Genomic DNA, 25,473 nt, shown 5'->3' with positions numbered 1-25,473 from the left:
TATGTCAACGACTCGTTCGGCCGCACCGGAACGCTATGGGAAGGGCTGGATCGTTACAGGCACCTATTTGAGATCCAGATCCAAATCAGAGGAAAAAACAGATTCGAAGCCAGAATACGGCAGTGGCTGCGCCATCAGCGCTGCTGCTTCGAGTTGATTCTTCTGAGCGGAGTCGAGCTCACATCCTGAGGCTTGCGCCTCGAGGACTGCGCCTCCAGGTTCGAGTCGCAGCGACAGCACGCAGTTCGATGGCAGGGACGTACCCGAAAGATCTTCCCACACTGCCCCAATGCGGGATCGCACGGCCGATCTGTAGCGAGCTGCTAGATCCTGGTCACTGCCGATGCTGCCGGAATTGGGTGTCGCTGCTGCACCCTCATCGTGAACTGAAACGCCAGTGCTGTCAGCGGCGATCAAGTCGGAACCTTCGCCGAGATCGGCGGGAGGTGGCTCATCGATCGGTGGTACGAACTCGTTCGATGGGTTCTCATCTGCATCTTCATGCTCCTGTGGCTCGACATCCACGTCGCTGATGGCACTGGGCCGCGTGATCGTGGTGATGTACTGAACGACGAGCGGCTCACCGAGTCCCTGCAATTCGCCATCAGCGGGTCCGCGTTTGGCTTGGTAGAGCATGGCTCCAATCAACAACGCATGCGCAAGGATCGAGGTCAGCGCAGATGCTGCCTCAAGCCGCCAAGACTCATCCATCGTTTTCAGTTTCAAGGCGTGCGATTTGCGGAGTCCGAAGGGGAAGTATAGTGGCGTCAAGAGGCGGCGGCCTTGCCGACGCGAGAATGCCTTCCGGTGGCGCCCGAGCGTCTGGCGACGGCGATCGCCGGCCTGGCGCGGGTCCTGTTGCCGCTGCTGGAAGAGCAGGAGGGCGGTTGGCGCTGGCGGCCGCGTGAAGGCCGGACCAGGGATGCCGATCTTCATGACCCACCGCTCTTGCCGAACGCCTCCAACTGGCGGCTTCCCGCGCCCGCCGAGATTAGTCGCCACCTGCTTCGCTTCCCAACCCAAGGCCGAATCCACCAGCTCTGGCCGTGCTTGACTCGGAGCAGAGAAGGCCGTCAACGACCCGTCACGTCGGGGTCGATCGGCGTTGTCAGGAAACTCCTACACACGGCCACGTCTTTTCCTGCTGACGCGACCCTCATTTCGGTGTATACAGCTTCCGGGGAAGTGGAATTGCATTGCATCCAGCGTCGCGGGCTGCCGCCGCGACATGGGCGCGCGCGGCTGGCTCAGGGAAGGAGGGGATATGTCGCTTCGACCAACGTCGACCGTACTGTGGTTCGTGCTGTGCGCCTGCGCGGCGCCTGGGTTCGCGCAGGAGGGAAAGTTGCCCTGGCAGGAGTATTCGCGCCTCGTCGAGGAGGGTCGCCAGATCGCGCCCCTCGATGTGGACAGCATGTTCGGGGACAACGTCGACCTGTATTCGGGCGCGCTGTCATTCTCGACGACGGACGTATCGATTCCTGGCAACAACGCCCTGCCGGTGGCCGTCACCCGCAAGCTCGACATCCATGATCGCTACAGGTACGGCACGAGCGGTCGCGGACGGGCATTCGCCGACTGGGATATCGACATTCCGAACATCAGCGGAGTGTTCGCCACGACCTGGCACGACAATCGCTGCAGCCAGGCTGCGCCGCCGGTCGTCCACACCCGGGTCATTGCCGACGAATACTGGGCCGGCAACCATGCCGATCTTCCCGGGGGCGGGGAGATGCTCAGGAACAGCAACCGCCCGATGCCGTCGACCGGAGGGCCCTATCTCTGGATCACGGAGGGGGGCATCTATTTCAGCTGCCTGGCCACCATCAACAACGGATCCGGCCAGGGGTTCCTGGCGATCGACACGAGCGGCAACAAGTACTGGCTTGACCACATGGCCCAGTACGGGGAGCCGAACTACGTCTCCGTGGTCAAAGGCGCCTCGCCGGAACGGGTGGTCGTCTCCCGGCGCAAGAACGTTCTCTACGCCACCCGCGTCGAGGACCGCTTCGGCAACTGGGTCACCTACACCTACAGCAATACTGCCACCCAGCCCGTGCGGTTGACGGCCATCAGCTCCAGCGACAACCGCAGCCTGACGCTGCAGTACAACGCCAGCGGTTACGTCGCGTCCGTCAGCGACGGTACCCGGACCTGGACCTATCAATACACCGGACACAACCTGACGGGCGTGTTGCTGCCGGATGGCAGCAGCTGGGGCATGAATCTGTCGGGCCTGTCCAATGCCGTCATGCAGAGGTCCAATGATCCCAACGACATGCGGAGCTGCTTCAGCCCGGATGACATCCTCTCGGGCGACGTGTCCGGCAGCATCACGCATCCCGCGGGCGCCACGGCCACATTCGTGGTCGGACCCCGCGAGCTAGGTCGCAGCAACGTGCCGGGGATCTGCAGGAACTACCAGTCGATCGGTTCGGGGGGGAACGATACCCGCGACGATTTCCCGGTGTTCCCGGTCAACTGGGTATCGCTGGTCCTCAAGAGCAAGCAGATCCAGGGGCCAGGCGTCCCGGCGGCCTCGTGGAGCTACGGCTTGGGCAGCTCATGGAGCTGGCGGTACCCGCCAGGGCAAACCGAACCCATCTGCAACACGTCGACCTGCGCCGACCCGGTCTGCCTGAGCGACAGCTGTGCGGGCAGCCGCGTGATGGAAATCAGCGGACCAGACGGCACCTGGGAGCGCTATACCTTCGGCAACAGCTACCGCTACAACGAAGGCAAGCTGCTCCAGCACGAGAAGGGCACCGGCCACCTCGACGTGCTGCGCACCGTCACCCACACCTACAACTACGCCGCCAGCGGGCAGGCGTACGCGGCGAAGATCGGCAGCAGCCCGCAGCCGCGCGGCGCGGGATTCACCGCGGAATACACCCGCCCGCTGGTCAAGACCGCGACGGTGCAGGATGGCGGGCTGTTCGTGTGGGAAGTCGCCAAGGGTTGCATCACGTCCGGTGTTTACTGCCTGGATGTATGGGCGCGACCGACCAAGGTCATCCGGACGGGGAACATGACGGGAGGCGGCCCGTGATCGGCGGCAGCGACTCGGGTAGCCGGAACTACGGGAGCGCTCGTGCGCAGACGCAGTTCGATTCCGCCACAGGGGTGCGGACCAGGCGATGGGCGGCCTGGCTGCTGGCGGCCCTGTCCCTGTTGCCGCTCGCGGCGCAGGCGCAGGCGCAGGGAGCCTACAGCCGGACGGAAGTGATCGTCTACGAGGACAACCCGTCCAAATGGGTGCTCGGCCAGGTCGCGCAGGTGACGTGCACCGCTTCGACGCCTTCCAGCACATACTGCAATGGCGGTACGAACTCGGTGATGTCGCAGACCAGCTTCGATGCGACCTGGTCGCTGCCCGTGACCACCAAGTCGTTCGGCCGCACCGTGCAGACGCTGGGATACGACACCACTTCCTCGATCACCAGTGGCCAGCGCGGCACGGTTACGTCGGTGACCGACGGCAACAACAAGGTCACCACGCTGGGCAGCTGGAAGCGGGGCATCCCGCAGTCGATCCGTTATCCGGCCACGCCCGAGGCGACGGCCGGTGCGACCCAGACGGCGGTAGTCAATGGCCATGGCTGGATCACGTCGACCACCGACGAGAACGGCTTCACGACCAGCTACGGCTACGACGACTTGGGCCGGATCGAGCTGATCGATTACCCGGACGGCGACAGCGTCGCCTGGCTCGACACGACGCTGGCGTTCGAACCGGTCGCCGGCACCGAGTACGGCATCGGCGCCGGCCACTGGCGCCAGACCATCGGCACCGGCAATGCCCGCAAGGTGAGCTACTTCGATGCGCTCTGGCGCCCGCTGGTGGTGCGCGAGTACGACACCGCCAACGTGTCGGCAACCCAGCGCTTCTCCCGGTTCACCTACGACCACGAAGGACGGGTGACCTTCGCGTCCTATCCCGGCACGAGCGATGCGCTGACCGCCGGGACCTGGACCTGGTACGACGCGCTCGGCCGGCCCACCCAGGTCACGCAGGACTCGGAGCTGGGCGCGTTGACGACCACGACCGAGTACCTGACCGGCTTCAAGACGCGGGTCACCCCGCCACGCGGGCAAAGCGCGGGCACCACGTTCCAGACCACGACCAGCTACCTGGCCTGGGACCAGCCCACGACCGAGCTGCCGGTGACGATCGCACATCCCGCCGGCGCTTTCACCGACATCGGCCGCGACGTCTTCGGCAAGCCGACCTCGATCACGCGCCGCAACAGCACCGGTTCGGTCGCGTTGAACCGCAGCTACGTCTACGACGCGTACCAGCAGCTGTGCAAATCCGTGGAGCCGGAGACCGGCGCCACAATCATGGCCTACGACGCTGCTGGCAACCTGGCTTGGAGCAAGTCGGGCGCCACCCAGACCGCCACCAACAGTTGCAGCACGGCCGACATCCCGGCCGCGCAGCGCACGACCCGCACCTACGACGGCCGCAACTGGCTGCGGACGCTGAGCTTCCCGGACGGGCGCGGCAACCAGAGCTGGACGTACACCCGCGACGGCCTGCCGGCCACCATCAACACCCAGAACAGCGGCAGCGGCGATGTCGTCACCAACACCTACGCCTACAACAAGCGCCGCCTCATTGAAGGCGAGACATTCGCGGTCGGCAGCCAGTTGTGGGCGCTGGACTATAACTACAATCCGCACGGCCACCTGGCCGACCATGCCTCCCTGGGTGTCGCGGTCGATCTGGCGCCCAATGCGCTGGGCCAGCCGACCAAGGCGGGCATCTATGCCGCGGCGGTGAGCTACTACCCTAACGGTGGGATCAAGCAGTTCACCTACGGCAACGGGATCAAGCACACGCTGACCCAGAACGCCCGCGGCCTGCCAGTGACCAGCTGCGACTTCGCCGGGTCCAGCTGCACGGCCAGCGCGGTCCTGCGCGACAGCTACGACTACGACCAGCACGGCAACGTGGCGGCGATCAGCGATGGCCGCACGGGCAATCGCGGCGACCGCGACATGGCCTACGACGCGCTCGACCGGCTTACCCAGGCCGTCTCGCCCATGTTCGGCACGGCCAACTACACCTACACCGTGCTCGACAACCTGCAGACCGTGCAGGTGACCGCTGGGCCGAAGGCACGCAACCACACCTACGTCTACGACGCCCGCAACCAACTGGCCAACGTCACCAACACCTCGGGCGGGGCCACGGTGATAGGCCTGAGCTACGACGCCCAGGGCAACCTCACCAACAAGAATGGCGTTTTGTACGCGTTCGACCAGGGCAATCGCCTGCGCCAGGGCGCAAGCGAGCAGTACCGCTACGACGGACATGGTCGCCGCGTCCTGTCGATGCGCGATGGCCGCAACCTGTACTCGGTCTACGGCCAGGACGGCACATTGCGGTTCCAGCGCGACGAGCACACCGGCAAGACGATCGACTACGTCCACCTCGGCGGCAGTCTGGTGGCGCAGGTGGAGAACGCCATCGCGCTGTCGACGCCGACGCTGACCGTGCCGGGCTCGAGCATGACCGGCAGCTACACCATCAGCTGGGGCACCTCGTCACTGGCGACCAAGTACCAGGTCCAGGAACGCCTGGGCACTGGCAGCTGGGTCACCATCCACGATGCGGCCGGCAACAGCAGGTCGGTCAGCGGCAAGGCCGCCGGTACGTGGGGCTACCGCGTCCGGGCGTGCAGCCCGGCGACCTGCGGCAGCTGGAGCGCGGAGAAGACGGTGGCCGTGCAACTGTCGCCCACCGGCGTGCCGACGCTGATCGTCCCGACGAGCGGACCCAACGGCGGGTTCACGGTCAGCTGGACGGCAGTACCCGCGGCGGACACGTACCAGTTGCAGGAGCGACAGGGGAACGGCAGCTGGACAAGTTATCCGGACAGTTCGGCGCTGACCCGTGCGATCAGTGGGAAGGCCGCAGGCAGCTGGAGCTATCAGGTGCGCGCCTGTAACGGCGCCGGTTGTGGGGGATGGTCGACGATCAAGAGCGTGAATGTGCTGTATCCGCCGGCAGGACCGCCGACGCTCATGGTGCCGGCCGCCAGCAATTCAGGTGGCTATACGGTCAGTTGGAACAGCGTCGCAACCGCAGACCGCTATGAGCTGGAGGAACGGCCCGGGGCCGCTGCCTGGACGCAGATCCACAATGCCGCAGGCACCAGCAAGGTGCTCAGCGGCCAGACTGCCGGCCAGTGGAGCTACCGGGTCCGTGCTTGCAACCTGGCCGGCTGTTCGGCGTACAGCGCCATCGCGACCACCGCGGTGGTCACAGGCGTTCCGACGCTGACGGCCCCGGCCAGCAGCACGTCGGGCAGCTACACCGTCAGCTGGACGGCAGTGACGGCGGCGGCCCGCTATGAGCTCGCGCAGCGCCAGGATGGGGGGTCCTGGAGCAAGGTCCACGACGCGGCGGCGATCAGCAAGGCGTTCTCCGGTCTGGCGAACGCCACCTACGAGTATCGAGTGCGGGGATGCGTATCCACGGTCTGCGCCGGCTACTCGGTCATCAAGCCGACGGTCGTGATCGCCGGAGTCCCGGACGTCACGGCGCCTGCCACCAACGCGACGGGCAACTACACGGTCAGCTGGACGAGCGTGGCCACCGCCACACGCTATGAGCTGGAGCAGCGGAAAAACGCGGGCGCGTGGAGCAAGATCCACGATGCGGCAGCCAGGAGCAGGGCGCTGTCGGGGCAGCTGTCCGGGACGTACGATTATCGCGCGCGCGCCTGCAAGGGCACGACCTGCGGAGGCTGGTCGGCCGTTGACACGACCGCGGTCAGCGCCCCACCGGCGGTGCCGACGCTGACTGGGCCGAGCTTTTCATACCGAAACGAGTCGTACACGCTCCTCTGGAGCGCTTCGGCGGGTGCCACCAGCTACCAGCTGCAGGAAGATCAGCGCGGGCAGGGATTCGCGACGATCTATACCGGTACCCTTACCGCCACGACGCTCCAGCGAAACGTGTTGGGCACATATACTTACCGCGTGCGTGCCTGCAACGCCGCAGGCTGCAGTGCGTACTCTGTGGTGCACGTGCTGGCGCTCGAACCAGGGTGTACTTTTTGCCGATCCGCGCTGGAACCGGAACCTGATCCGGGGGACGATGAATGAATACGCGGACGGCCCGGACCGGGCTGCCACACCTGTGCGGCCTGCTGCTTGTTGCAGCGCTCCTTACCCCAATAGGGGCTGCGGCCCAGACTACGGTTAAGTATGTCCATACCGACGCGCTGGGAAGCGTGGTGGCGATGACGGATGCATCCGGTGCCGTCGTCGAGGGGCGTCGGGAGTACGAAGCGTACGGACAGCAACTCACGCCTGCGGTGCAGGACGGACCGGGGTACACCGGTCACGTCCAGGATGCGGCGACCGGCCTGACGTACATGCAGCAGCGCTATTACGATCCGGGGATCGGCGGCTTCCTCAGCGTGGATCCGGTGACGGCTTACGATCAGCCATTGGTGGCGTTCAATCGGTACCGATACGGAAACAGCAATCCCTATAAGTTCACCGATCCGGATGGGCGGCAGAGCGTCCTCCGTGAGGCAGAGCGTCATGCTCAGTCAGTAAGTGTTGCACCCATAAATCCCTACACGGGCCCAGTCCTGCCAACAGAAAGCGGGACTGTTACAAGCGGGTATGGTGAGCGCGTACATCCCGTAACAGGGCAAGTAAGGCTACACAACGGGACAGATTTCAGGGCGCCCGTCGGAGCAGAAATCAGGTCGACTCAGCCAGGTGAAGTTGTATCAATAGCTTCGGGAGGATCCGGGGGGAATCAGATAATGGTTCAGAACAATGACGGAAGTCTATCTGGCTATGCGCATACGGCCCCAGCGGAGGGAGTTAGCAAAGGAACCAGAGTGGAAGCAGGTTATCCGATTGGTAGCTCTGACGGCAGTGGTCGAATAACGGGGCCGCACTTGCACTACACCTATCGCCCTGGTACGAGTGATACACCAGCCACGACCGCAACCAAGCCGGTAGACCCGGTTCAAACGCAGTTGAAAGATAGGGAGATCGAGCAGAGATGAAACAATTTTCGTTCTTCTTGTTTGGGTGCATATTGGCTGGATGCACTTGGCAGCCGGTAGCCCAAGCAGCTCAACCATGCATTGAGGATCTGGCCAGCGATCTGCTTGAAGCCGTTATGTTGCGAGATGAGCAAGCGCTGAAAGCAATAGCTAATAACCCTGATGTATTTGATGATGTGACGATCGAGTACATGATTGGTGACGCGAGCACTCCCTTTCATGGGCGTGCTGATCTGAGGTCAGCATATTCCGTCTTGGAAGGAGGGCGGGTGCTAACAAAGGTAGCTGTTACCGAGTCCCAGGATGGTTCAAAAATGGTGGAAGTAATTTATCTACCTACGAGCACCGCACCGGACTTTGTAGCGCTTACCAAGATGGCTACGACAAACCGGGCGATTCCATTCCGAGACTATGTGATGTGCAGCATTGTGGTCAGGGACGGCTCCGCATCTATGCCACATGCCTGTTACGCTGAAACCGACGCTCTGGATTGAGGGAGGATCTCGCAGGGATCTCGATCCGCGCCGCATGACAAGGCCCGGAAGTGGGCCTTGTCGTTAGTAAAGTGTGACCGCTGCGGTCAGCGTCCGGCCTGCGCGAGTAGCGAGTCGAGCACTTCGCTGACGGTGCGTTGCCTTACCTTGGGCAACTGCTGGATACGTTCAAGCTGCTGCTGCAGCTTCGGCGCCGGCCCGCGCTTGCCCGGCTTGAGAAGATTCGGGTCGAAGAACAGGGGTCACTCCACTCTGACCCTCGTTTTATTCCCCGTTTTATCTGTTCGCAGTGCGGGAAGGATCGCAATGTTGATGGCACGCAATCGGCTGCTACGTTGCTATCGGTCCGCTGCAACCACCGGTGCGGGAGCCGCAATGCTGGTTCTGTCGCTGGCGCTGGGTGCGTGGGCGTGGGCCACCAGGGGCAGCCTCTTGCACGGGCTTGTCTCGACGCTGCTCCTGTATGCGCTTCTGGTATCGGCTCTTGCGATCAGTAGGTGGCGGGGCGAGGGGGCATAGACGGGTGGCGTCGAGTGTCAGATGGCCCCCCCCGCCTAGTGGCCTAAGCCGCAATCTCAAGCCGGGTATGACGCCCGTAGCGCTGACGGCACTAGGTACCAAATCAAGGGTCGTAGACTCACGTCCCACAACAAGTCAACTCAGCTAAGCGCCCTTCGCAACTTGGCCGATCGTCCTTTTGACACTTTGGCGGCTGTCGCATACTCGCAAGACCTTTCTGTTCTCTATGGCGCCCTAATCCCTATTGAGGTTGTTACGGAGTTGAGCCGCTTCTCAACCCACAGCAACAGTCACATCTTCATGTTTCGGCGCAATGTTCTGGAAGACGCCCGTGTCACCGACATCACTGCCGAGCTGTCCAGCACCTAAAAATTCGTTGAAGCCGAACCCGCTTCGCAGCTCGGCTTATTTCCGAGGTTGGATCTCGTGTCGGGCATTCATGCGCATCGGGCAATACAAGTCATTGCGAAGGGGGTGCTGGCTGACCTGGCGAGCACGATCACTTCCGGCGGCACGGAGGAGAACATCGCTCAGCGAGCCACGCAGATGATCGCCAGGCGTGGCGCTCATCACACTTGGTACTACAACTGCCGCGCGCTCGTCCTGCTGGGCTCGCGGAGCTGCCTTTCAGTCTCTGGGTGCCGGTTGGAAATTCAACCCGGGCCGTGGACGTGCCTGCGCCTGGAAGCGGAATGCTGACCACGCTGCCGGGCAGCATTTGACGGCCCGGAGCACGAGGCGCAGAGTGCCGGCGGGGGCCCGCCGGGGCCGAATCGCAGTTCGACGTATCAGTGAAGCGCGAACTCCATTTCGCCTTGAGTATCCTCAAGGTCGGCATGCCGGCCTATCTGATCCTGTTGCCAGCCATGGCTGTGTGCGGGCGGTTCGCGCCGTGGCCGTCCGGCGTGGCCTGGCAGCTCGTCCAGGACCAAGCCGCTGCCCTAGGGCCAGGTTGGGTGCCAGCGGAATGAGGCCACCACTCCTCGGACTGCTGGTTGTGGTGCTTGTCGCCATCGCGCATGCCTTTGCATTCGTCTATGCAATGGCCTTCCTTGGCGCCGGGGTAGGGGCCAAGGCCGTCGGCGCCACGGGCTCGCTCCTGGCGTTCCTGTTCGCAGCTTCGATCGCGGCGGCTGCCATCTCCAGCGCCCCATTGGCCTTCCTGACATGCTTTCTGGGCGGCAGGCGATTGAACACCGCGACCGTCCTGCTATTCGTTGGCGTTTGGGCGATCTTCCAGCTTCATCTTCACGGCGCTGCCGTCGCTCGGCCATCGACTGCGATCTCGCTACCAATCGAGCTTGTGACCATCGCAATCGTCAGCGGCGCAGCTGGGTGGCTGGGGGCGAGCATGGCTTCCCGTCGGAGCACCACCTGGTGGCGATCGAGGCCAAGGGCGACCGGAGGCTGAGTGCCAAGCCCGGCGTGGCCTTCCTTTCTTGAAGGGCGTGGTCCTGTCGATTCGACTAGCCCTCGCTCGTCATAGCCGTATCCAGAGCACCTACATTCGGGGAACAAGCGATGCGATTCATCATTACGGCGCAGTCGAGCGCGGAGAAGACGGCAGCCGACCAGCGCCCCGAGTTCGACGTAGAACTCTTCAAGGCCTACATGCGCTTCAACGAAGAGATGCACCAGGCCGGAGTGCTTGTCGCCTCAGAGGGGCTCAACCCTGCGGCGAAAGCGGCCCGCGTCGCGGTCGATGGAGGCAAACGCTGCATTGTTGATGGCCCCTTCGCCGAGTCCAAGGAACTGGTGGGAGGCTTCTATCTCATTGAGGTGGGATCGCTCGACGAGGCTGTTCAATGGGCCCTCCGCGCTCCGTCCGGTTCCGGGACGGACGACATTCTGGAAATTCGTCAACTGACAGGCTCAGGAGACCTGCCGCCTGAAATTCTCCAACTCGTCAGGGAGGCCGCGCCGACGTGGAGTGCGGCTTGGCGGGCTCTCAACGCTAACAAGTCCCAAGCAAAAGGTGCATGCTGACGCCTCAAGATTCATGCAAGCCGACGCCGTTCGCGGCGTGGCCTGGTTCAGGCGCTGCAAGAGGAAGAACATGGAATCCGTGATCCGCAATCTGGAAGAGTCCCTCCGGCTGGCAATGCTCAATGGCGATGTGCCGACGCTCGAGAGGCTGATCTCAGACAGCTTGCTGTTCGTTGGCCCCGATGGGACAACCTTTCGGAAGCAGGATGACCTGGATCTTCATCGATCCAAACGACAAAAGTTGGACCGAGCTGACTGGGAAGAGGTCAAGGTAGAGACCTACGGGTCTGCTGCCGTGTCGGTTGTCACGGCGTACTTGGCAGGATCGTTCGACGGCGCTGCCTTCTCGGGCAGGTTCAGGTACATCCGCATGTGGGCAAGCCTGGGAGGCTCCTGGAAGGTCATTGGTGGCAGCGTCACTGCGGTTGCGTCCTGACGATTCGTTCGAGTTGATTCCTTTGGCGCAGGTTGGGGCGAGGGGTTGGACATCTGGTACGCCATCTCGATCCTTCTCGCGCTGATGCTCGGCACTTTGCTGGTACGCCGTCGCAAGCGTCGCCAGAAGGCCGAACTGGCGCTTCGCGCTTTGTTCGAGCCGGGCAGTGACTTCATCGGCAAGGACATCGAATACGTCGTCAGTAAAGCAGGGCCGTACACCTTCTTTGGCAGCATGGATCATGGCCGAGAGGTGGCCCAATGGAAGGCGGGGCGGCTGGTTGCCGAAGTCTGGCTCCAGAGTGGCGCCTGCACTGAAGTCCAGGTCCGCTGAGGGCGAAGTGGCTATCACCACACCCCGTGTAGACGTATGTAGAAACACGGGACCGCCAAATCCACGGCCAGACCACTTGGTGGAGCGATTCAGGTGCTGGGCTTCTCTTTGTGCCGATCGGATACGCGGCCAACGATCCACTCGACGATCGCATCGAACCTCTCCTGATCGAGCGCGTGTCCGCGGTCGACCCGGAGTTCGGTGATGAAGTCGCCGGCGACCTTGGCCACCACCTGGTCCGCGTCCCGCGAGTACTTGTCCTGGGCGCCCGACACCACCATGGTCGGCCGGGGGCCGATGGCCGAAAGCACATCGTGCGTGTCGATCAGGCGGGCGAGCCCGGGCACGGCCTCGAAGAGGGTGACCCCGGTCCCTTCCCGGCGGCGCGTCCCGAAGCTGCACACGGCACCGCTGATGCAGGCGAACCTGCAGCGCGCATCGACTGCCGCGTGGTAGAGCGCCGTGTAGCCACCGTACGAGTGCCCCGCCACGCCAACCAGCCGCTGGTCCAACGCAGTGGCCTGGAGCAGCACGCTCAGGGCCCGTTGGGCGTCATCCAGGCACTTCCTCATCAGCACGTCGCCATCCAGCAAGCGGTAGCTCATGGCGTTGTAGTGCTGAAGCCAATCGTAGTAGTCCGGTTCCACCCCCCGCACCGCGGCTCGTCGATCCTCGAAGGTGATGGCGTCCGGGGCCAGGACTGCGAGGCCCCTACGCGCAAGCGCCGGCCCGAAGGCCTGGAGCGCGTCGCCCACCAAACCGGCGACCTCGCTCTTGCCGAAATGGAACTCGCCATTGTGCTGGTGAAAGACCACCACGCCGCCGAGCGGATTGCAGCCCCGCGGCGTGAACAGGAAAGCCGGTATGAGGTCGCCTTCGAGCCCCCGATACTCGATCCGTTCCCGGGCGAAGCCGTCGGCCTCTTCGACCTCGCCCCGTTCGAACCCGACCGGCACAGGGTCAGCGAGCCCCAGGCGTTCTCGAAGGGTCGTGGGGAGATCGGTCATCGTCTGCAATGGTAGCCCGCGATCGGGATGGCACGGGAGTCGGCCCGTGCCCGCAGGCTTGAGTTCAATGGCCCGGCCGTGTGGCATCCTCGGCTCCCAGCTTCCTCGTTTCGGGGCGGCTTACCTCGAGCGCTAGGTCGCGATGCCACTTTTCACCTACATCGTTGCGTATAGAGGCGCCACCCATGTGGCGCAAGGCAGCCATAGCAACTTCACGGGCTTCATATCAACGTGGGCGTCGAACATGCCCAAGAGCGCTCTTCCGGGCCCCACGCCGCCGCTTCACAAGCAGCTGTCCGCACGGGCATATGAGGGAACATTCGTTCCAGTCCCGGGCGCTAGGCATGTCTGGCGCAAGTCCATCGATCTTGGCGGGTCCGCCTTAACCGTTATCGCGATACAGACTCAACAATAGTCGAGCAGCCAGTCACCAGGGCTTGCGACAAGCCTGTGGCGGCGGAACAATTCATTCAAGCCGAACCCGCTTCGGGTCGGCCTAGTTCGAGCGTTCGGCACCTGGAGGCACAGATGAAGGACTCGGAGGCGAAGCCACGATTTCCCCTCACGCTGGCGGTCCTTTCTTGGTCGGGCGGCCTGGTCGGTGCGTTCCTTGGCCTCAGGTACGCCGGCGCGTTGAACACCACACCTGCCTGGTTGGGTCCGGCCATCCTGGTGGGCTCGCTTGCCTTGGTGCTCGCCGGGGTGCTGGCGCTGCCGGCGGCCATCCGAGCGTTGCGGCACAGGCGCTCGGGGCCGGCGCCTTGATGTCTCGTCCAGGCCGGATGCGCTCCTTGCTTCAACCCGGCTCAGGCGGTCGGCGTCGCATCATGCATCCCACGCTCTGCCCACATTGCGGCCAGCGCTGCATGGACTTCTGGTCGAAAATCGCGCTCGGTCCAGCCAGGAAGAAGAAGTGCCAAACCTGCGGGAACATGGTGGGTGTGCCGTGGCTGCAAAGTTCCCTGCATTTGCTGGGCATGGGACTCATCCCGCTTCTCATCTGCGTGATGGCCATTGCCATGCGCGATTCCTCAGGCTGGCTTTCCCTGGCGCTGCCGGCGGGCGGCATACTTGCCGGCGTCGCCGTCGAGCTATGGCTGTACTGCCGCTTCGTTCCGCTCGTGGCCCGCGCCCCCTGACCTAGTTCCCACGCCAGATCGAGGCATCAACCGAGTGCCATCCTTGCCACGGACTGCAATGAACTCGCTCAAGAGAACCATCGTACGTATCCTCCTACTTGTCATCGTTGCTGCATCAGGCACCAGCTGTGGCCTCTTCGATTCCGGCACCAGCTGGGAGTCCGATCAGTTTCGGATCGGCTGGATAGACACGCACTCCACCAGCGATTTGTCCTATCGTCTAGATGATTACAGCTCCATCGGTATCGTCGATGCGTGCGTGTTCGCCGCTGGAGCCAACGACCAGTACGTTGTGGTCAAGCAGAGGCCGGTATCGGCTCCTGGCATCATCAATTACTACGTCCTGTCCAGGGTCGAATACGATCCGCTAGGAGACCTCCGTCGAGCGCTCACGGGCCCTATTTCAGAGGCGGCGTATCGCGAGCTGTCTTTGCGCTTCTCGTTACCTACCGTCGCGCCAGTCGTTCCAGAGGTGGTGTGTGGAGGGGAGACGGCGTAGCAATCATTCAAGCCGAAACCGCGTCGGGGATCGGTTTGATCCAGGAACCAAGGGCCCTTGGCCCGTGCCGAAATAAAAGAATCACCTCAATTCGAGCATATTCGACGTCTTGCTTTGTCGTCCATTTGACGACCGGCGGTACGCATTGCACAGTTCGTGCGACGTCCGTCAAGGGACAGACCGCAGCCAGGCACACACCTCTGAACATTCTGGTCAGAAACAGAAGCGTCAGCACTCCGCCGGGCTACCTGGAAAGGGAGTGTTGTCTCGTGTCGTACGCGATGCCCTTGTGCAAGCATTGCTTCGTACTTTGCCACGAGCCGGCAGATCCGGACCATCCGAGCATCGACCTGTCGGTCATGAGCTTCTTCGTGTCAGAAGCGCACGAGCTTTCTGCCAAGGTCACAGGCAATGCGCACTCGTTCGTCATCATTCATAGCGGCGGCTTCGTCAGAAAGCGAGACAACTTGCATCTGCACGTCTTTGTGATCCGCCGTCGCTGGCAGAAGGCATGGCTCTACACGCTTCTCGCAACGATTCACACCTCATCCGCGATCAGGCGCGCGGCGCTCAGGCTCATCGGCCGTGCGCCCAGCAGTTCGTTTAGGCCGAAGCCGGTCCGCAGTTCCACATAGCCCGGCATCAGCCGTTGTGTGATGATCGGTGAGTCAGCAAGGCGGGAGGTTCGGATCTACGAATCGGTCACCCAACGCCAGGGCCCTATCAAGATGAAAGCTCGGGACAGACAAACTCGACAACGTGGTGCGCGCTGGGGACTGCTTTTTGGACCCGCCTACCTGGTCGACCGCAATGTGAAAGAAAGGGGCGGGTTGTCGTTGCGAGAGAGCCGGGGGATTCTGTTCGTGTGCGCTCTTGTGATCCTTGCGCTTGCTGCCTTCTTGATGATGGCGCCACCCGTGCACTAGGCCAATGGAAGAATTCCTCGCACCCGACGTCTGGCCCTTGATCGCCATCGCCATGGTGTGGTGGCTTTTGTCGCTGTTTCCGGTTCTCTACCCGGCGCTGGTGTCGTTTCGTCGCAGGGCGACGATGCCGCAAAAGTGCCTGTTCACCTGCGTTGTCGCCTGCCTGAGCTACGGGCTGCTCGCTTTCCTGCTCGTTGTCGGCATCGCGCTTCGCGCTCTTGCCGTCTACATCGCGCCTCAGCTCGAGGTGGCCGGGGACCTGCCTGCGGCTGGCCGTTGGCTGGCTCAGGCATCGGGCTTGATCTCAGCTTGGTGGTGGGTGGCCGTGCCCTTGGTTCTCGCGATGTGTTCGTTCCTGCTGACCCGCTACTTGGCGCCGCGGTGGCCGCCGATCGCAGCCGCCCTGGGGCCCACGCCGCACTTCAAGGGCGTCGTGTCCGGCCGCGGGAGCGATCGGTGAATTTTTGTCATCATTCAGCGGTCTGCTGGCAGCAATAGTCGAAGGAAGGTATCCATGGCAATCCTGAGGGAATGGCGGGCGGAGATCCGCCGCGAACTCGCCGATGAGTACGTGACGTACGTGGAGCGCACCGGGATCGCGGCTTACCGCGAAACGCCCGGCAACCTGTGGGCGGGCATCGCCGTCCGCGATCTCGATGACCAGCGCACCGAGATCGTGACGCTGAGCCTGTGGGTGTCGCTGGACGCCATCGCGGCGTTCGCGGGCGAGCCGATCGACCGCGCCCGCTACTTTCCCGAGGACGACCGATTCCTGCTCACGCGGCCCGAGCGGGTCCAGCACTACCGCTACCGGGGCACCGCCGTGCCGCCGGCGGGGAATGCGCAGGGATGACCGATTCCCAACCATGCGACACGTGGATCGAGTACGCAAAACGCAAGCGAGCCGAGCGGCTGTGCGAAGCCGAGCAGGTCTGGAGCGCGCTGGTCGCGGGCGGCGGCGGGGACGAAACCGTACTGGCGGTCGACTTCACGCACTTCGGTCCTTCCCAGGGGGATGTGGAGAGCCTGGGTCGACAACTTTCCGAGCACTACACGGTGAAGGCCGAGCGTGGCCCGGACGCCTATTGGCGGCTCGAAGGCACCACCCGCCCATACGGCATCACCCTGTCGGCAGCGGATCACATCAGCTGGGTCGGTTTCATGTGCGACGTCGCGCAGAGCCATGGCTGCGTGTTTTCGACCTGGTCGCTCAGCGCCCCTGCGCTGGCGCTCACCGTTCGCAGCGAGCCGTTCGAGCGTGACAGCTGATCTTCGAGCCGAGGTCGGCGTTGCGCTGGCGGCGGGGATCGGACGTGATGCTCGGCCAACCCGGCTGGGAGCGGCTGCCAGGCTGTCCCGGAAGCTGGATTGACGGCCGCCGGCATGGAGCGCAGAGTTCTGCAGAGGCCATCGCGCCGGCTGTGGGTTGGGGAGGGACGCAGCATCGAAGTTGCGCAATCAGAACCCGGGGGTGCCGCATGAACGAGTTCGCTTCGATCTTCGCCGCGTTGTCCAAGGTGCTGCGCAAGCATGCCGCCGGCATGTCCATCAGGACCGACGAGCCCGGCCACCTGTACGTGGAACTGCCCCCGGCCAGTCCGAAGGGCAAGCCCAGGTTCTTCGGCGCCGTGCAGACCAAGAAGTCCTACGTCAGCTATCACCTCATGCCGGTCTACGAAGACCCAGGCTTGCTGGCCGGCACCAGCGACGCGCTCCGCAAGCGGATGCAGGGCAAGTCCTGCTTCAACTTCTCGACCGGGGATCCGCAGCTCTTCAAGGAGCTGGACGCGCTGACCGGGCGGTGTGCGGCGGCAGCCAGGTGACCGCGCGCTCCGCATCTCCTGTGTCGCAGGGAATGCGGGCGCTACTCCTCGCGACGAGTTCGTGCGCCGTAGGGTTGGCTTGGTTCGTCTACCTAGGCGCCCAGCAGTTCCCGCCCGACCTCGCGCGGCTCGTTCCCATCGCGTGGCTGGCCGGGGCCGTGGTGGCGGGGGTCCTGGCGGTACGCGCGCTGCGCGGCAGCGATGGGCGGCCGGCGGCCGGCCTGGCCCTGGCTGTGAGCGTCCCCAGCGCGGTGTTCGCAGCCGTGTTCTCGCTGGCCGCGCTCATGGGCGACTAGCCAGGCGCGGTTCGAGGGGGGTGCGGTTGCCCCGGGTCTGTCCGGCCGGGCCCGCTGCGGCCGTTGTCTTCCGGCACGGCGATCTTGCAGCCGGGTCAACAGGCGCCAAGGCAGGCCTTCGACCGGTCACCCTGGCCAACATCCCACGCGGAGAATGGTATGAGACACCGTGCATCAGAGATCCTTCGGTGCGCCGCTGTGCTGGCGGCGCTGGTCGCGGCGCCGGCCAGCGCCCTGGCCGTGGAGCCGACCATCGATGCCTACCCCACATCGCCGGGGGGCGTGTCGGTTTCGTATGCGCATCCGGGTGGCGACGGCGTCCTCAATTTCCATCTCGAACAGCAGGGAAGCGGCACGGTCCGGACCAGCGCCAATCTTGCCGACACCTTCCCGGTGCTGGGGTTGTCGGCCGCCACGTCCTACGACTTTCGCGTCTGCGCGAACTACGAAGACAGTTCCGATTGCACCGGCTTCGTCTCGGTGACGACCATGCCCGCCCCTTTCGAGCCGGCCGCACCGGCCATGGACGGTGCGCCGATCGTCACCGGGGTGGGCTCGTCGGGCAACTCCGTCTCCATCGCCTGGGCCAGCCGCAACGGGCCGTACACCAGGCTCGTCCTCCGGCTGGAGGATCAACTGGGCAATGTCGACCAGAGAACCATCGATGCCCGGGACGGCGGCAGCTTCGTTTTTCCGGGCATGCGCAGCGGGGCGACCTACTACCTGACGATGAAAGGCTGCTCCAACAACTGGTTGTTCGGCATCGGCGGGGTGCGCTGCGGGCCGTGGAGCGAAAGGCGCGAGGCCCGGATCGCGGTAGCGCCGCCGCCGTCGCGGGCCCAGTCGGTCTCGCTCCGCAACGGCGGAGGCCTGTGCCTGGACGTTCACCAGGCGGACATGCGCCGCAACGGGGGGCGGGTGCAGGCCTGGGCCTGCAACGGTCAGGACCAGCAGCGCTGGGTGTTCGCCGAAGGCGCCGTTCGCAACGTCGGGGGGCTGTGCCTGGACGTGCACGCGCCGGACATGCGGACCAACGGCGGCCGCATGCAGGTCTGGGAGTGCAACGGCACGCGCCAGCAGCAGTGGAAGCTCTCCGGTGGCAGACTCGTAGGCCCGTACGGCCGTTGCCTGGATGTCCACCACCCCGACATGCGCGACAACGGCGCCCGCGTGCAGATCTGGAGCTGCAACGGCGCCGAGCAGCAGAAGTGGCAGGCCGTGCGCTGAATCGCGGGCGAGTGGGGGTTCTGGAACAGGATGCGCCAGGGTGCACGGCTGAGCCTCGCGGCATCGTCGCCTTCAGGTCCGGCCAGTTCGCGGCGGTGCTCGCGACAGGCCTCGTATTCGAAGGTTATCCTCGTACAACGCATTCGCTCGGCGGTGGGGGCAACGCCTCGATGACCGATGCGACCTGGCACTGGGTGCCGGATGGCGCGGCCTGACGATGCGGAACCGCTTCTGCAAAGGAGATTTCATGAAGGACCTCATGCTCCTCGTACTTGGCCTGGCGGCATGCGCCGGCGCATCGGCAGCCCAGGAACCGCTTCCCGATGGTGCCACGCCCCCGGAGATTCCCGCCTTCGTCGAGCGCCTCGAATCCCTGCGCAAGTCCGCCGATATCCCGGGGCTGTCCGTCGCCGTGGTGAGGGATCGAGCGATCGTGCTCGCCCTGGGCCTGGGCTACGCCGACCTCGAGCGCCGCATCCCGGCCACCGCCGAGACGCCCTACGACATCGCTTCGGTCGCCAAGCCGCTCTCGGCGGTCGTCGCGCTCCGGCTCGCCGAGCAGGGCACGCTCGACCTCGACCGGCCCATGGCCGAGTACAGCGACTGGGCCGGGTTCTGTAACGATTTCAGCCAGCAGCCGTCGATCTTCGCCCGCGGGCTCCGCTGCCAGCCGGCGGTCCACACGCTCCGGCACCTGCTCTCGCATACGGCGACGGCCACGCCCGGCAGCCGGTTCTCCTACAATCCGGTGCTGTACTCCTGGGCATCGCGGCCCATCATGGCCGCTGCCGACGCGCCCTTCTCGGCGCTCGTCGAACGCCATGTGTTCGCGCCCGCCGGCATGAAGCAATCGGCCCGCAAGCATCGGGATCTGCCCTTGCCGGAAGACCTCGCCAGGCGCCTCGCGCCGCCCCACCGGCTCGGGGCCTCGGGCGAGATCGAACCCGCCCCGGCGCCGTCGCCGCAGGGCGACGGGGCGGCCGGGGGCGTGGTGGCGACCGTGCTCGACCTCGCCCGCTTCGACGTGGCGCTGGATCAGGGCCTGTTGCTGTCGGCGGCGTCGCGGGAGGCCATGGTGGCGCCGGGCCGGTCGAGCCGCGGCGAGCCGCTCCCGTACGGCCTCGGCTGGTACGTCCAGGAACACCGGGGCCACACCCTCGTCTGGCATTCGGGATGGTGGGAGGACGCCTACTCGGCGCTCTATCTGAAGGTGCCGGCGCTGGACCTCAGCTTCATCGTGCTGGCGAACAGCGAGGGCGTCTGGTGGGACAACCCGCTCGACCAGGCGCAGGTGCAGCGCTCCGAATTCGCGCAGGCATTCCTGGAGGCGTTCGTCGAAGGCCGCCCGCCCCCGGGGGTCGACCTGGACACGGCGCCGTGATGTGATTCGTACCGTTGCACGACGCGAGGGCGAGGGCGATGCCGTTTCGCGGCATGGCTTGACCCGAGCGCATGGCCGAAGGATGTTCATGAACCGTCTGTTGGTCGCCCTGTGCCTTGGAGCCCTTGCCATGACCTGCGACGCGGTCGCTCCGCTGACGCCGCGGCTCTCCTCGGACACCCGCGCGGAGCTGCTCGCCGGCCTGGCCGGCGCCGGGCTTCCCGAGGTGGCGCACAACAGCATCGTCGTGGCCATCACCGGGGCGCTCGGCTTGCAGCCGGCCGATGCCGTGATCGACTACGCGGTGCCCTATCCGCATCTGCCCGCGGTGCGCGGCCGCGTGGTGCGGGTCTCGGACCGGTGCGCCAGCGTGGAGGCGCGGGCCTGGCTGCCCGCTGCGGCCCGGGGCGGGGCCGTGCTGATCCGCGGCACCTATTGCCTGGTCGGCCGGGCGGAATGGTCCGCCGCCAACCAGGTCGTCGAACCCTCGCCGCCCTGACCAGGGGCGCCGGCATCGCGGAACATGAGCAAGCTCGACCTCAAGAAAAACCTCGGCGGCCTTTACCGCGCGTCCGCGAACGAGATCGCCGAGATCGACGCGCCCGCCTTCGATTTCCTGATGATCGACGGCAGCGGCGACCCGAACACCTCCGCTGCCTACCGGGAGGCGGTCGAGGCGCTGTTCTCGGTGGCGTACAAGGTGAAGTTCGCGATCAAGCAGGGCGGCGGACGGGACTACGTGGTGATGCCGCTCGAGGGGCTGTGGTGGGCGGACGACATGGCCACCTTCCACGCCGGCGACAAGGCGCGGTGGCAGTGGACGATGATGATCATGCAGCCGCCGTTCGTGACCGCCAGCGACGTGCCGGCGGCGATCGCGGCGGTGCGGCGCAAGAACGACCTGCCCGGGCTGGCGAAGCTGCGATTCGAGACCTTTCAGGAAGGCCGCTGCGCGCAGATCCTGCACATCGGGCCGTTCTCGGAGGAAGGGCCGACGATTCAAAAGGTGCACGACTACATCCTGAGCCGCGGCGCATTGCGCGGAAAGCACCACGAGATCTACCTGAGCGACCCCAGGCGGGCCGCGCCGCAGAAGCTTCGAACGATCATTCGGCAGCCGATGGGGTAGCGCGTGGAAATCGAGCCAGGATCGTTTCCGGCGGATTCGGATGCCCGCGATCAGCCCCCGAACCGTTGCGCGAACGCCACCACCGCATCGCGATTGCGCGCGGCCAGCGCGCGAAGTTCGTCCGAGCCGATGCGCGGGTCCTCGGCCACCTGCTCCCAGAAGTCGCTCGCAACCGTGGCCGCGCGCGCGATGTGATCCCGCTGGCCGGTCCGCTCCGGCACCCCGGGCTCGACTGGAGCGGCCGGGCGCAATACCCCCGCGCGGGAGGGTGCCAGGGACATCGGCAGCATGTCGTAGGCGGGCGCCAGCGCGAGCGGGCCTTCGTCGACCAGGCGAAAGCCGAGGTTGCCCGGGTGCATGTCGCTGTTGCCGATCAGGCGCCCGAACCAGTAGAGCGCCGCCATCCGCGCTGCGGTTGCGGGGTCGATCCAGCGTTGGGCGGCTAGCTGTTCGCCGGCCAGGCTCCAGTCGCGGCCGTCGCCGCCGACGAATGCGGCGTTGAGCGCCAGCAGCGAGACGAAGCCGTGGCGGCCGAGGATGTCGGGCGACCGGTCGAAGCGCCGGACCTCGAGGAAGCGGTGGCCGCCGCTCTCGATCAGCTCGGCCTGCGCGGCGGGGATTCCGGCTGCGCGCAGACTCTGCAGCGCCAGGTGTTCGCTCACCAGCAGGTCGGCCCGGCGCCGCGCCGGCGGGTCGTCGCCGGCCATGGCGAACTTCACCAGCGCGGCGTAGCGCCCGCCGGTAGTGGCGACGGTGGCGGTGAACTTGGGCTGCTCGCCGCCCGGCGAAGACCCGATCTCCTCGCCGGCAAGCGCGGCCTCGGCCCACTGCGGGTAGCGGGCGGCGCGGTCGGCGGCCGGCACGGCATCGGGGGGTGCGTCCAGCTCCGCCAGGGCCTGCTCGACGGCGCGGCCGCCCAACAGCAGGTCGCCGATGGCGGTGCCGCCGGTGACGGTCATGGCCAGCATGTTGTCGCGCAGCTGCCAGCGGTTGAGATCCACCGGCACCCCCAGCAGCGGGCCGCGCCGATGGGCCAGGCTGCGACCGAGGAACCCCTGCGGACGCAGGTCGTCCAGGAACCAGGGCAGGCCGGGGAAGTGGCCGGGGACCGCCTCGACCGGCCGGGTCAGGTTCGGCCGCTCGCCTTCGGGCAGGAACTGGAAGCGTTCGCCGCGCAGCAGGTACAGCGTGCCCAGTTCCTCCAGGGTGGCATCGGGCCGCATCCGCCACAGCGGCCAGGCGCCGCCAGCGGCGGTGCTGGTGCGCGCAACGTAGGCCGTGGCGCGCGCGCGGCCGATCCGCAACACCTGCTCGCCGGCTTCCCCGACCAGTCGCGCAAGCACGGGCCGGGTCACGCCCAGCGCCTGCACCAGGCGGGCGGCAGGCACCGGCTCGCCGCTGGCGAGCAGGGCCAGCAGGTCGGCGACGGTAGCGGACGGAGGGCGGGCCATGGGCAGCTGTTTCTTTACGATTATCGGACGATATCTGCCCTAGTGGCGCCCGTCAATCGACCGATTCGCTTCTCTTTCGCAAGCATCCTCCCTATTGTTTCATTACGATATAGAAACGATAGTTGGGAGGTCGAGGCCAGCGGCGCGCCGCCTCGGCGGCCTTCTCCCGTTCGGCGCATGTCGATTCGAGCCCTCGCGGTTCGTCTGCAAGTGAGGCCCGCCCTCGGGCCAACCACATCACCCTTCCACATGAGTCGATCCGCAATGGAAATGAACCCGGTCGGCTGGTTCGAGATCTACGTCCAGGACATGGCGCGCGCGCAGAAATTCTACGAAACGGTACTGGGCGTGAAGCTCGAGAAGCTGGGCAACCCGGATGCATCCCTGGAGATGATGGCGTTCCCGATGGGAATGGAGCGCCCGGGCGCGTCCGGTGCCCTGGCGAAGATGAGCGGCGTGCCCTCCGGCGGCAACAGCACGCTGGTGTACTTCATCTGTGAGGACTGTGCCGAAGAGGCGGGGCGCGTCGCAGCGGCCGGCGGCCGGATCGAGCGCGAGAAGATGTCCATCGGCGAGTACGGTTTCATCGTCCTGGCCATCGACACCGAAGGCAACATGTTCGGGCTGCACTCCATGAAGTAGCGGCCGCGGCGCTCGGCCCCCCGGCGGCAGGGCTTGGCGGAGGCGGGTGGCGCCGGCAAACGGCCACCACCGGGCCCCGGCGAGCCGTGCCACTTGACACAATTCGATATTTAGCTAAATATCGCACCATGAGCCAGGTGTTCAAAGCCCTCTCCGATCCCACCCGCCGCCGGGTGCTGCAGCTGCTGCGCGACGGGCCGATGAGCGCGGGCGAGCTGAGCGACCGGTTCGACGTGTCCAAGCCGACGATGTCGGCGCACTTCGCGGTGTTGAAAGAGGCCGACCTGGTGCATGCCGAGAAGGCCGGCAAGTCCGTCATCTACCACCTGAAGCTCTCGGTGCTCGAGGAAGCGCTGCTGGGCTTCGTCCATTCCGTCGGGCTGGGCGCGGAGGCGCCGAAACCCGGGGCCAAGCAGGAGACCGCACCATGAACAAGGAACTGATCGGCTATCTCGCCTGGGGCGTCGGCATCATCGCCCTGGCGCTCGTCGCCACCACCGCGCGCAAGCTCGGCTACATCGATGGCGACACCACCACCCGGGTGGTGATCGGCATGAACGGGCTGATGATCGCCTGGATCGGCAACCGCATGCCCAAGGCGGTGGCGCCGAGCGCCGCGGTCCGCCAGGTCAAGCGGGTGGGCGGCTGGTCGATGGTGCTGAGCGGCTTGATCTATGCCGGCCTCTGGGCGTTCGCCCCGATCCCGGTGGCGAAAGTGGTCGGCTCCGGCGCGATCATCGTCGGGATCGCGGTCACCTTCGGCTACTGCCTGTCGCTGCGGAACAGGGCGAAGGCCAGGGCCGCCTGACGCGCTTTCCTCCCGCAAGCCGGGGAGGGAGCGGCACCCGGCGCGCCGCTCCGCTCCAGCGGTCCATGGCGATGCTTCAGCGAGGGGAAGGAGCCCGGCCGTCAGCGCGCGGCCGCGGGGAAGCGGGTGCCGGTCAGCTGCTCGGTGACCGCCCACAGGCGCGCCGCGACCTCGGCGTCCTGCGCGGCCGGCGGCACGGTGGCCAGGCCGAGCGGGCCGCTGACTTCCTGCGGGCCGGTGGGGCCGTAGTACGTGCCGCCGACGGCTTCCGGCGCGGTGGCGGCGAACAGCGTCGGGATCGCGCCCTGCGCGGCGGTCTGCAGGTGTTCGCGGCGCGCGGCCCACTGCCGGCCCTGTTCGCTGTCGAGGCCCGGCCCGCGCGCGACCAGTTCGGTCACCGCCACGCCCGGGTGCGCGGCCAGGCTGCGGATGCCCCAGCCGGCGGCGTCGCTGCGCCGCTGCAGTTCGCGCGCGAACATCAGGCAGGCCAGCTTGGACTGCGCATAGGTCGCCATCGGCTCGTAGCTGCGCTCGGACTGCAGGTCGTCGAAGTCGATCCGGCCGCGGGCGGCGGCGATGCTGGACAGCGTGACCACGCGCGGCGCCTCGCTCCTGCGCAGCAGCGGCAGCAGCTCGGCGGTCAGCACGAAGTGGCCGGCGTAGTTGGTCGCGAACTGCGCTTCCAGGCCGTCGGGCGAGGTGCCGCGCTGCGGCGGCGCCATGATCGCGGCGTTGTTGATCAGGCCGTCGATGCGCGGCAGCGTTGCGCGCAGGCGTGCGGCCAGGGCGCGCACCGTGGCCAGGTCGGCCAGGTCGACGGGCTCGAACTGCACCTGCGCATCGGGGTCGGCGGCGCGGATCGTGGCGATGGTTGCGGCGCCGCGCTCCGGGTTGCGCGCGACGATGACCACGCGCGCCCCGGCGGCGGCGAGCGCCTTGGCGTCCTCGAAGCCCATGCCGCTGGTGCCGCCGGTGACGACGAAGATGCGGCCCGCCTGCGACGGCATGTCGGCCAGCGACCAGTCCGGCTTGGGTGCGGCCTGCGCCCGCGCGCCGTTGCTGGCGAAGGCGGCCACGGCCACCAGGCAGACCGCGGCCAGGCGCTGGCGCCAGGCGGCGCCGGCGTTGCGCGGATGCCGCGTGGCGAGGCGCTGGTGGGCGGTGGAGAGTGCGGGCGCGCGGCGCGCAATTGAGGGTGCGGTGAAGGTCTGGGCGTGCATGTCGATCTCCTCGGGGAAGGGGGCAGGCGGGGGCGCGGCGGGCCGCGTCAGGGGTCGAGGTGGAGGCGGAGGAACGGCGGTCGCCGTCTCGCCGTTGCGAAAGCTCGGCTCGCGCGCG

At 65.9% G+C, this 25,473-nt stretch carries 27 protein-coding genes; 23 read left to right on the top strand and 4 right to left on the bottom strand.

What is annotated here, in order from left to right; translation table 11 throughout:
- Positions 1–63: 63 nt before the first annotated feature.
- Positions 64–936, bottom strand: a complete 873-nt coding sequence (locus QFW77_RS02685) for a hypothetical protein (RefSeq protein WP_280572704.1) — start codon at positions 934–936, stop codon at positions 64–66.
- Positions 937–1,264: 328 nt separating this feature from the next.
- Between QFW77_RS02685 and QFW77_RS02680 the strand changes: the two genes are divergently transcribed.
- The 7 genes from QFW77_RS02680 (at position 1,265) to QFW77_RS02650 (ending at position 11,807) form a co-directional block, all read left to right on the top strand.
- Complete coding sequence (locus QFW77_RS02680) at positions 1,265–3,049, top strand: hypothetical protein (protein WP_280572703.1); 1,785 nt, start codon at positions 1,265–1,267, stop codon at positions 3,047–3,049.
- Positions 3,046–7,116 (top strand): wall-associated protein, encoded by a 4,071-nt coding sequence (locus QFW77_RS02675; RefSeq protein ID WP_280572701.1) that lies wholly within the window; start codon positions 3,046–3,048, stop codon positions 7,114–7,116. Before QFW77_RS02680 ends, QFW77_RS02675 begins: the two co-directional genes overlap by 4 nt.
- On the top strand, positions 7,113–8,039 hold the full coding sequence (locus QFW77_RS19015) for a peptidoglycan DD-metalloendopeptidase family protein (protein ID WP_331487846.1): 927 nt from the start codon (positions 7,113–7,115) through the stop codon (positions 8,037–8,039). The genes QFW77_RS02675 and QFW77_RS19015 overlap by 4 nt, the downstream gene beginning before the upstream one ends.
- Entirely contained in the window at positions 8,036–8,533 is a 498-nt protein-coding gene (locus QFW77_RS02665) for a hypothetical protein (RefSeq protein ID WP_280572699.1), read from the top strand. Before QFW77_RS19015 ends, QFW77_RS02665 begins: the two co-directional genes overlap by 4 nt.
- 2,040 nt (positions 8,534–10,573) lie before the next feature.
- Entirely contained in the window at positions 10,574–11,038 is a 465-nt protein-coding gene (locus QFW77_RS02660) for a YciI family protein (protein WP_280572697.1), read from the top strand.
- A 70-nt stretch (positions 11,039–11,108) separates the two neighbouring features.
- The gene (locus QFW77_RS02655; RefSeq protein WP_280572696.1) at positions 11,109–11,474 is read left to right on the top strand and encodes a nuclear transport factor 2 family protein; all 366 of its coding nucleotides are present in this window, start codon (positions 11,109–11,111) and stop codon (positions 11,472–11,474) included.
- A gap of 45 nt (positions 11,475–11,519) precedes the next feature.
- Entirely contained in the window at positions 11,520–11,807 is a 288-nt protein-coding gene (locus QFW77_RS02650) for a hypothetical protein (protein WP_280572694.1), read from the top strand.
- A gap of 89 nt (positions 11,808–11,896) precedes the next feature.
- Here QFW77_RS02650 and QFW77_RS02645 read toward each other — a convergent pair whose 3' ends face one another.
- On the bottom strand, positions 11,897–12,814 hold the full coding sequence (locus tag QFW77_RS02645; RefSeq protein ID WP_280572693.1) for a dienelactone hydrolase family protein: 918 nt from the start codon (positions 12,812–12,814) through the stop codon (positions 11,897–11,899).
- A 528-nt stretch (positions 12,815–13,342) separates the two neighbouring features.
- Here QFW77_RS02645 and QFW77_RS02640 point away from each other — a divergent pair.
- The 13 genes from QFW77_RS02640 (at position 13,343) to QFW77_RS02580 (ending at position 21,234) form a co-directional block, all read left to right on the top strand.
- A complete protein-coding gene (locus tag QFW77_RS02640; protein ID WP_280572692.1) occupies positions 13,343–13,579 on the top strand; it encodes a hypothetical protein in 237 nt (78 codons plus the stop codon).
- A 62-nt stretch (positions 13,580–13,641) separates the two neighbouring features.
- Positions 13,642–13,953 carry a hypothetical protein gene (locus QFW77_RS02635; protein ID WP_280572691.1) on the top strand — a complete coding sequence of 104 codons (312 nt, stop codon included), beginning with the start codon at positions 13,642–13,644 and terminating at the stop codon, positions 13,951–13,953.
- A gap of 58 nt (positions 13,954–14,011) precedes the next feature.
- Complete coding sequence (locus QFW77_RS02630) at positions 14,012–14,452, top strand: hypothetical protein (RefSeq protein WP_280572690.1); 441 nt, start codon at positions 14,012–14,014, stop codon at positions 14,450–14,452.
- Positions 14,453–14,721: 269 nt separating this feature from the next.
- Positions 14,722–15,087, top strand: coding sequence for a hypothetical protein (locus tag QFW77_RS02625; RefSeq protein WP_280572689.1), 366 nt, complete (start codon positions 14,722–14,724; stop codon positions 15,085–15,087).
- 295 nt (positions 15,088–15,382) lie between these two features.
- The gene (locus QFW77_RS02620; protein WP_280572688.1) at positions 15,383–15,838 is read left to right on the top strand and encodes a hypothetical protein; all 456 of its coding nucleotides are present in this window, start codon (positions 15,383–15,385) and stop codon (positions 15,836–15,838) included.
- A 54-nt stretch (positions 15,839–15,892) separates the two neighbouring features.
- Positions 15,893–16,231: a hypothetical protein gene (locus tag QFW77_RS02615; RefSeq protein ID WP_280572687.1), complete on the top strand. Its 339-nt coding sequence runs from the start codon at positions 15,893–15,895 to the stop codon at positions 16,229–16,231.
- Entirely contained in the window at positions 16,228–16,647 is a 420-nt protein-coding gene (locus QFW77_RS02610) for a hypothetical protein (RefSeq protein WP_280572685.1), read from the top strand. Before QFW77_RS02615 ends, QFW77_RS02610 begins: the two co-directional genes overlap by 4 nt.
- A 209-nt stretch (positions 16,648–16,856) precedes the next feature.
- Entirely contained in the window at positions 16,857–17,201 is a 345-nt protein-coding gene (locus QFW77_RS02605; protein WP_280572683.1) for a hypothetical protein, read from the top strand.
- Between the two features lie 74 nt (positions 17,202–17,275).
- On the top strand, positions 17,276–17,497 hold the full coding sequence (locus tag QFW77_RS02600; RefSeq protein ID WP_280572682.1) for a hypothetical protein: 222 nt from the start codon (positions 17,276–17,278) through the stop codon (positions 17,495–17,497).
- A gap of 198 nt (positions 17,498–17,695) precedes the next feature.
- Positions 17,696–18,724, top strand: a complete 1,029-nt coding sequence (locus tag QFW77_RS02595; protein ID WP_280572680.1) for an RICIN domain-containing protein — start codon at positions 17,696–17,698, stop codon at positions 18,722–18,724.
- A 247-nt stretch (positions 18,725–18,971) separates the two neighbouring features.
- On the top strand, positions 18,972–20,105 hold the full coding sequence (locus tag QFW77_RS02590) for a serine hydrolase domain-containing protein (RefSeq protein ID WP_280572679.1): 1,134 nt from the start codon (positions 18,972–18,974) through the stop codon (positions 20,103–20,105).
- A gap of 88 nt (positions 20,106–20,193) precedes the next feature.
- Positions 20,194–20,604, top strand: coding sequence for a hypothetical protein (locus QFW77_RS02585; protein WP_280572678.1), 411 nt, complete (start codon positions 20,194–20,196; stop codon positions 20,602–20,604).
- Positions 20,605–20,628: 24 nt separating this feature from the next.
- Positions 20,629–21,234 (top strand): GyrI-like domain-containing protein, encoded by a 606-nt coding sequence (locus QFW77_RS02580; RefSeq protein WP_280572677.1) that lies wholly within the window; start codon positions 20,629–20,631, stop codon positions 21,232–21,234.
- A 50-nt stretch (positions 21,235–21,284) separates the two neighbouring features.
- On the opposite strand, the gene yjjJ is transcribed toward QFW77_RS02580, so the two are convergent.
- Entirely contained in the window at positions 21,285–22,685 is a 1,401-nt protein-coding gene (gene yjjJ / locus QFW77_RS02575; protein WP_280572676.1) for a type II toxin-antitoxin system HipA family toxin YjjJ, read from the bottom strand.
- A 270-nt stretch (positions 22,686–22,955) separates the two neighbouring features.
- Between yjjJ and QFW77_RS02570 the strand changes: the two genes are divergently transcribed.
- The 3 genes from QFW77_RS02570 to QFW77_RS02560 all read left to right on the top strand — a co-directional run bounded on the left by QFW77_RS02570 (position 22,956) and on the right by QFW77_RS02560 (position 24,135).
- Positions 22,956–23,327 carry a VOC family protein gene (locus QFW77_RS02570; protein WP_280572674.1) on the top strand — a complete coding sequence of 124 codons (372 nt, stop codon included), beginning with the start codon at positions 22,956–22,958 and terminating at the stop codon, positions 23,325–23,327.
- Positions 23,328–23,455: 128 nt separating this feature from the next.
- Positions 23,456–23,758 carry an autorepressor SdpR family transcription factor gene (locus QFW77_RS02565; protein ID WP_280572673.1) on the top strand — a complete coding sequence of 101 codons (303 nt, stop codon included), beginning with the start codon at positions 23,456–23,458 and terminating at the stop codon, positions 23,756–23,758.
- Positions 23,755–24,135, top strand: coding sequence for a hypothetical protein (locus tag QFW77_RS02560; RefSeq protein WP_280572671.1), 381 nt, complete (start codon positions 23,755–23,757; stop codon positions 24,133–24,135). The genes QFW77_RS02565 and QFW77_RS02560 overlap by 4 nt, the downstream gene beginning before the upstream one ends.
- A gap of 101 nt (positions 24,136–24,236) precedes the next feature.
- Here QFW77_RS02560 and QFW77_RS02555 read toward each other — a convergent pair whose 3' ends face one another.
- Positions 24,237–25,355, bottom strand: a complete 1,119-nt coding sequence (locus QFW77_RS02555; RefSeq protein ID WP_280572670.1) for an SDR family oxidoreductase — start codon at positions 25,353–25,355, stop codon at positions 24,237–24,239.
- Between the last annotated feature and the right edge of the window lie 118 nt (positions 25,356–25,473).

This window comes from Luteimonas endophytica (assembly GCF_029887875.1).
GTDB classification, from domain to species: Bacteria; Pseudomonadota; Gammaproteobacteria; order Xanthomonadales; family Xanthomonadaceae; genus Luteimonas; species Luteimonas endophytica.
The sequence above is the reverse complement of the archived record's forward strand: the minus strand, read 5'-3'. Positions and strand labels throughout refer to the sequence as shown.

What these genes read in the sequence shown, in the direction of transcription:
- QFW77_RS02685 (WP_280572704.1), bottom strand. Translation starts at nt 936, where the DNA reads ATGAAGATCGGCATCCCTGGTCCGGCCTTCACGCGGCCGCCAGCGCCA.
- QFW77_RS02680 (WP_280572703.1), top strand. Translation starts at nt 1,265, where the DNA reads ATGTCGCTTCGACCAACGTCGACCGTACTGTGGTTCGTGCTGTGCGCC.
- QFW77_RS19015 (WP_331487846.1), top strand. Translation starts at nt 7,113, where the DNA reads ATGAATACGCGGACGGCCCGGACCGGGCTGCCACACCTGTGCGGCCTG.
- QFW77_RS02665 (WP_280572699.1), top strand. Translation starts at nt 8,036, where the DNA reads ATGAAACAATTTTCGTTCTTCTTGTTTGGGTGCATATTGGCTGGATGC.
- QFW77_RS02660 (WP_280572697.1), top strand. Translation starts at nt 10,574, where the DNA reads ATGCGATTCATCATTACGGCGCAGTCGAGCGCGGAGAAGACGGCAGCC.
- QFW77_RS02655 (WP_280572696.1), top strand. Translation starts at nt 11,109, where the DNA reads ATGGAATCCGTGATCCGCAATCTGGAAGAGTCCCTCCGGCTGGCAATG.
- QFW77_RS02645 (WP_280572693.1), bottom strand. Translation starts at nt 12,814, where the DNA reads ATGACCGATCTCCCCACGACCCTTCGAGAACGCCTGGGGCTCGCTGAC.
- QFW77_RS02640 (WP_280572692.1), top strand. Translation starts at nt 13,343, where the DNA reads ATGAAGGACTCGGAGGCGAAGCCACGATTTCCCCTCACGCTGGCGGTC.
- QFW77_RS02635 (WP_280572691.1), top strand. Translation starts at nt 13,642, where the DNA reads ATGCATCCCACGCTCTGCCCACATTGCGGCCAGCGCTGCATGGACTTC.
- QFW77_RS02630 (WP_280572690.1), top strand. Translation starts at nt 14,012, where the DNA reads ATGAACTCGCTCAAGAGAACCATCGTACGTATCCTCCTACTTGTCATC.
- QFW77_RS02620 (WP_280572688.1), top strand. Translation starts at nt 15,383, where the DNA reads ATGGAAGAATTCCTCGCACCCGACGTCTGGCCCTTGATCGCCATCGCC.
- QFW77_RS02615 (WP_280572687.1), top strand. Translation starts at nt 15,893, where the DNA reads ATGGCAATCCTGAGGGAATGGCGGGCGGAGATCCGCCGCGAACTCGCC.
- QFW77_RS02610 (WP_280572685.1), top strand. Translation starts at nt 16,228, where the DNA reads ATGACCGATTCCCAACCATGCGACACGTGGATCGAGTACGCAAAACGC.
- QFW77_RS02605 (WP_280572683.1), top strand. Translation starts at nt 16,857, where the DNA reads ATGAACGAGTTCGCTTCGATCTTCGCCGCGTTGTCCAAGGTGCTGCGC.
- QFW77_RS02590 (WP_280572679.1), top strand. Translation starts at nt 18,972, where the DNA reads ATGAAGGACCTCATGCTCCTCGTACTTGGCCTGGCGGCATGCGCCGGC.
- QFW77_RS02585 (WP_280572678.1), top strand. Translation starts at nt 20,194, where the DNA reads ATGAACCGTCTGTTGGTCGCCCTGTGCCTTGGAGCCCTTGCCATGACC.
- QFW77_RS02580 (WP_280572677.1), top strand. Translation starts at nt 20,629, where the DNA reads ATGAGCAAGCTCGACCTCAAGAAAAACCTCGGCGGCCTTTACCGCGCG.
- yjjJ (WP_280572676.1), bottom strand. Translation starts at nt 22,685, where the DNA reads ATGGCCCGCCCTCCGTCCGCTACCGTCGCCGACCTGCTGGCCCTGCTC.
- QFW77_RS02570 (WP_280572674.1), top strand. Translation starts at nt 22,956, where the DNA reads ATGAACCCGGTCGGCTGGTTCGAGATCTACGTCCAGGACATGGCGCGC.
- QFW77_RS02565 (WP_280572673.1), top strand. Translation starts at nt 23,456, where the DNA reads ATGAGCCAGGTGTTCAAAGCCCTCTCCGATCCCACCCGCCGCCGGGTG.
- QFW77_RS02560 (WP_280572671.1), top strand. Translation starts at nt 23,755, where the DNA reads ATGAACAAGGAACTGATCGGCTATCTCGCCTGGGGCGTCGGCATCATC.
- QFW77_RS02555 (WP_280572670.1), bottom strand. Translation starts at nt 25,355, where the DNA reads ATGCACGCCCAGACCTTCACCGCACCCTCAATTGCGCGCCGCGCGCCC.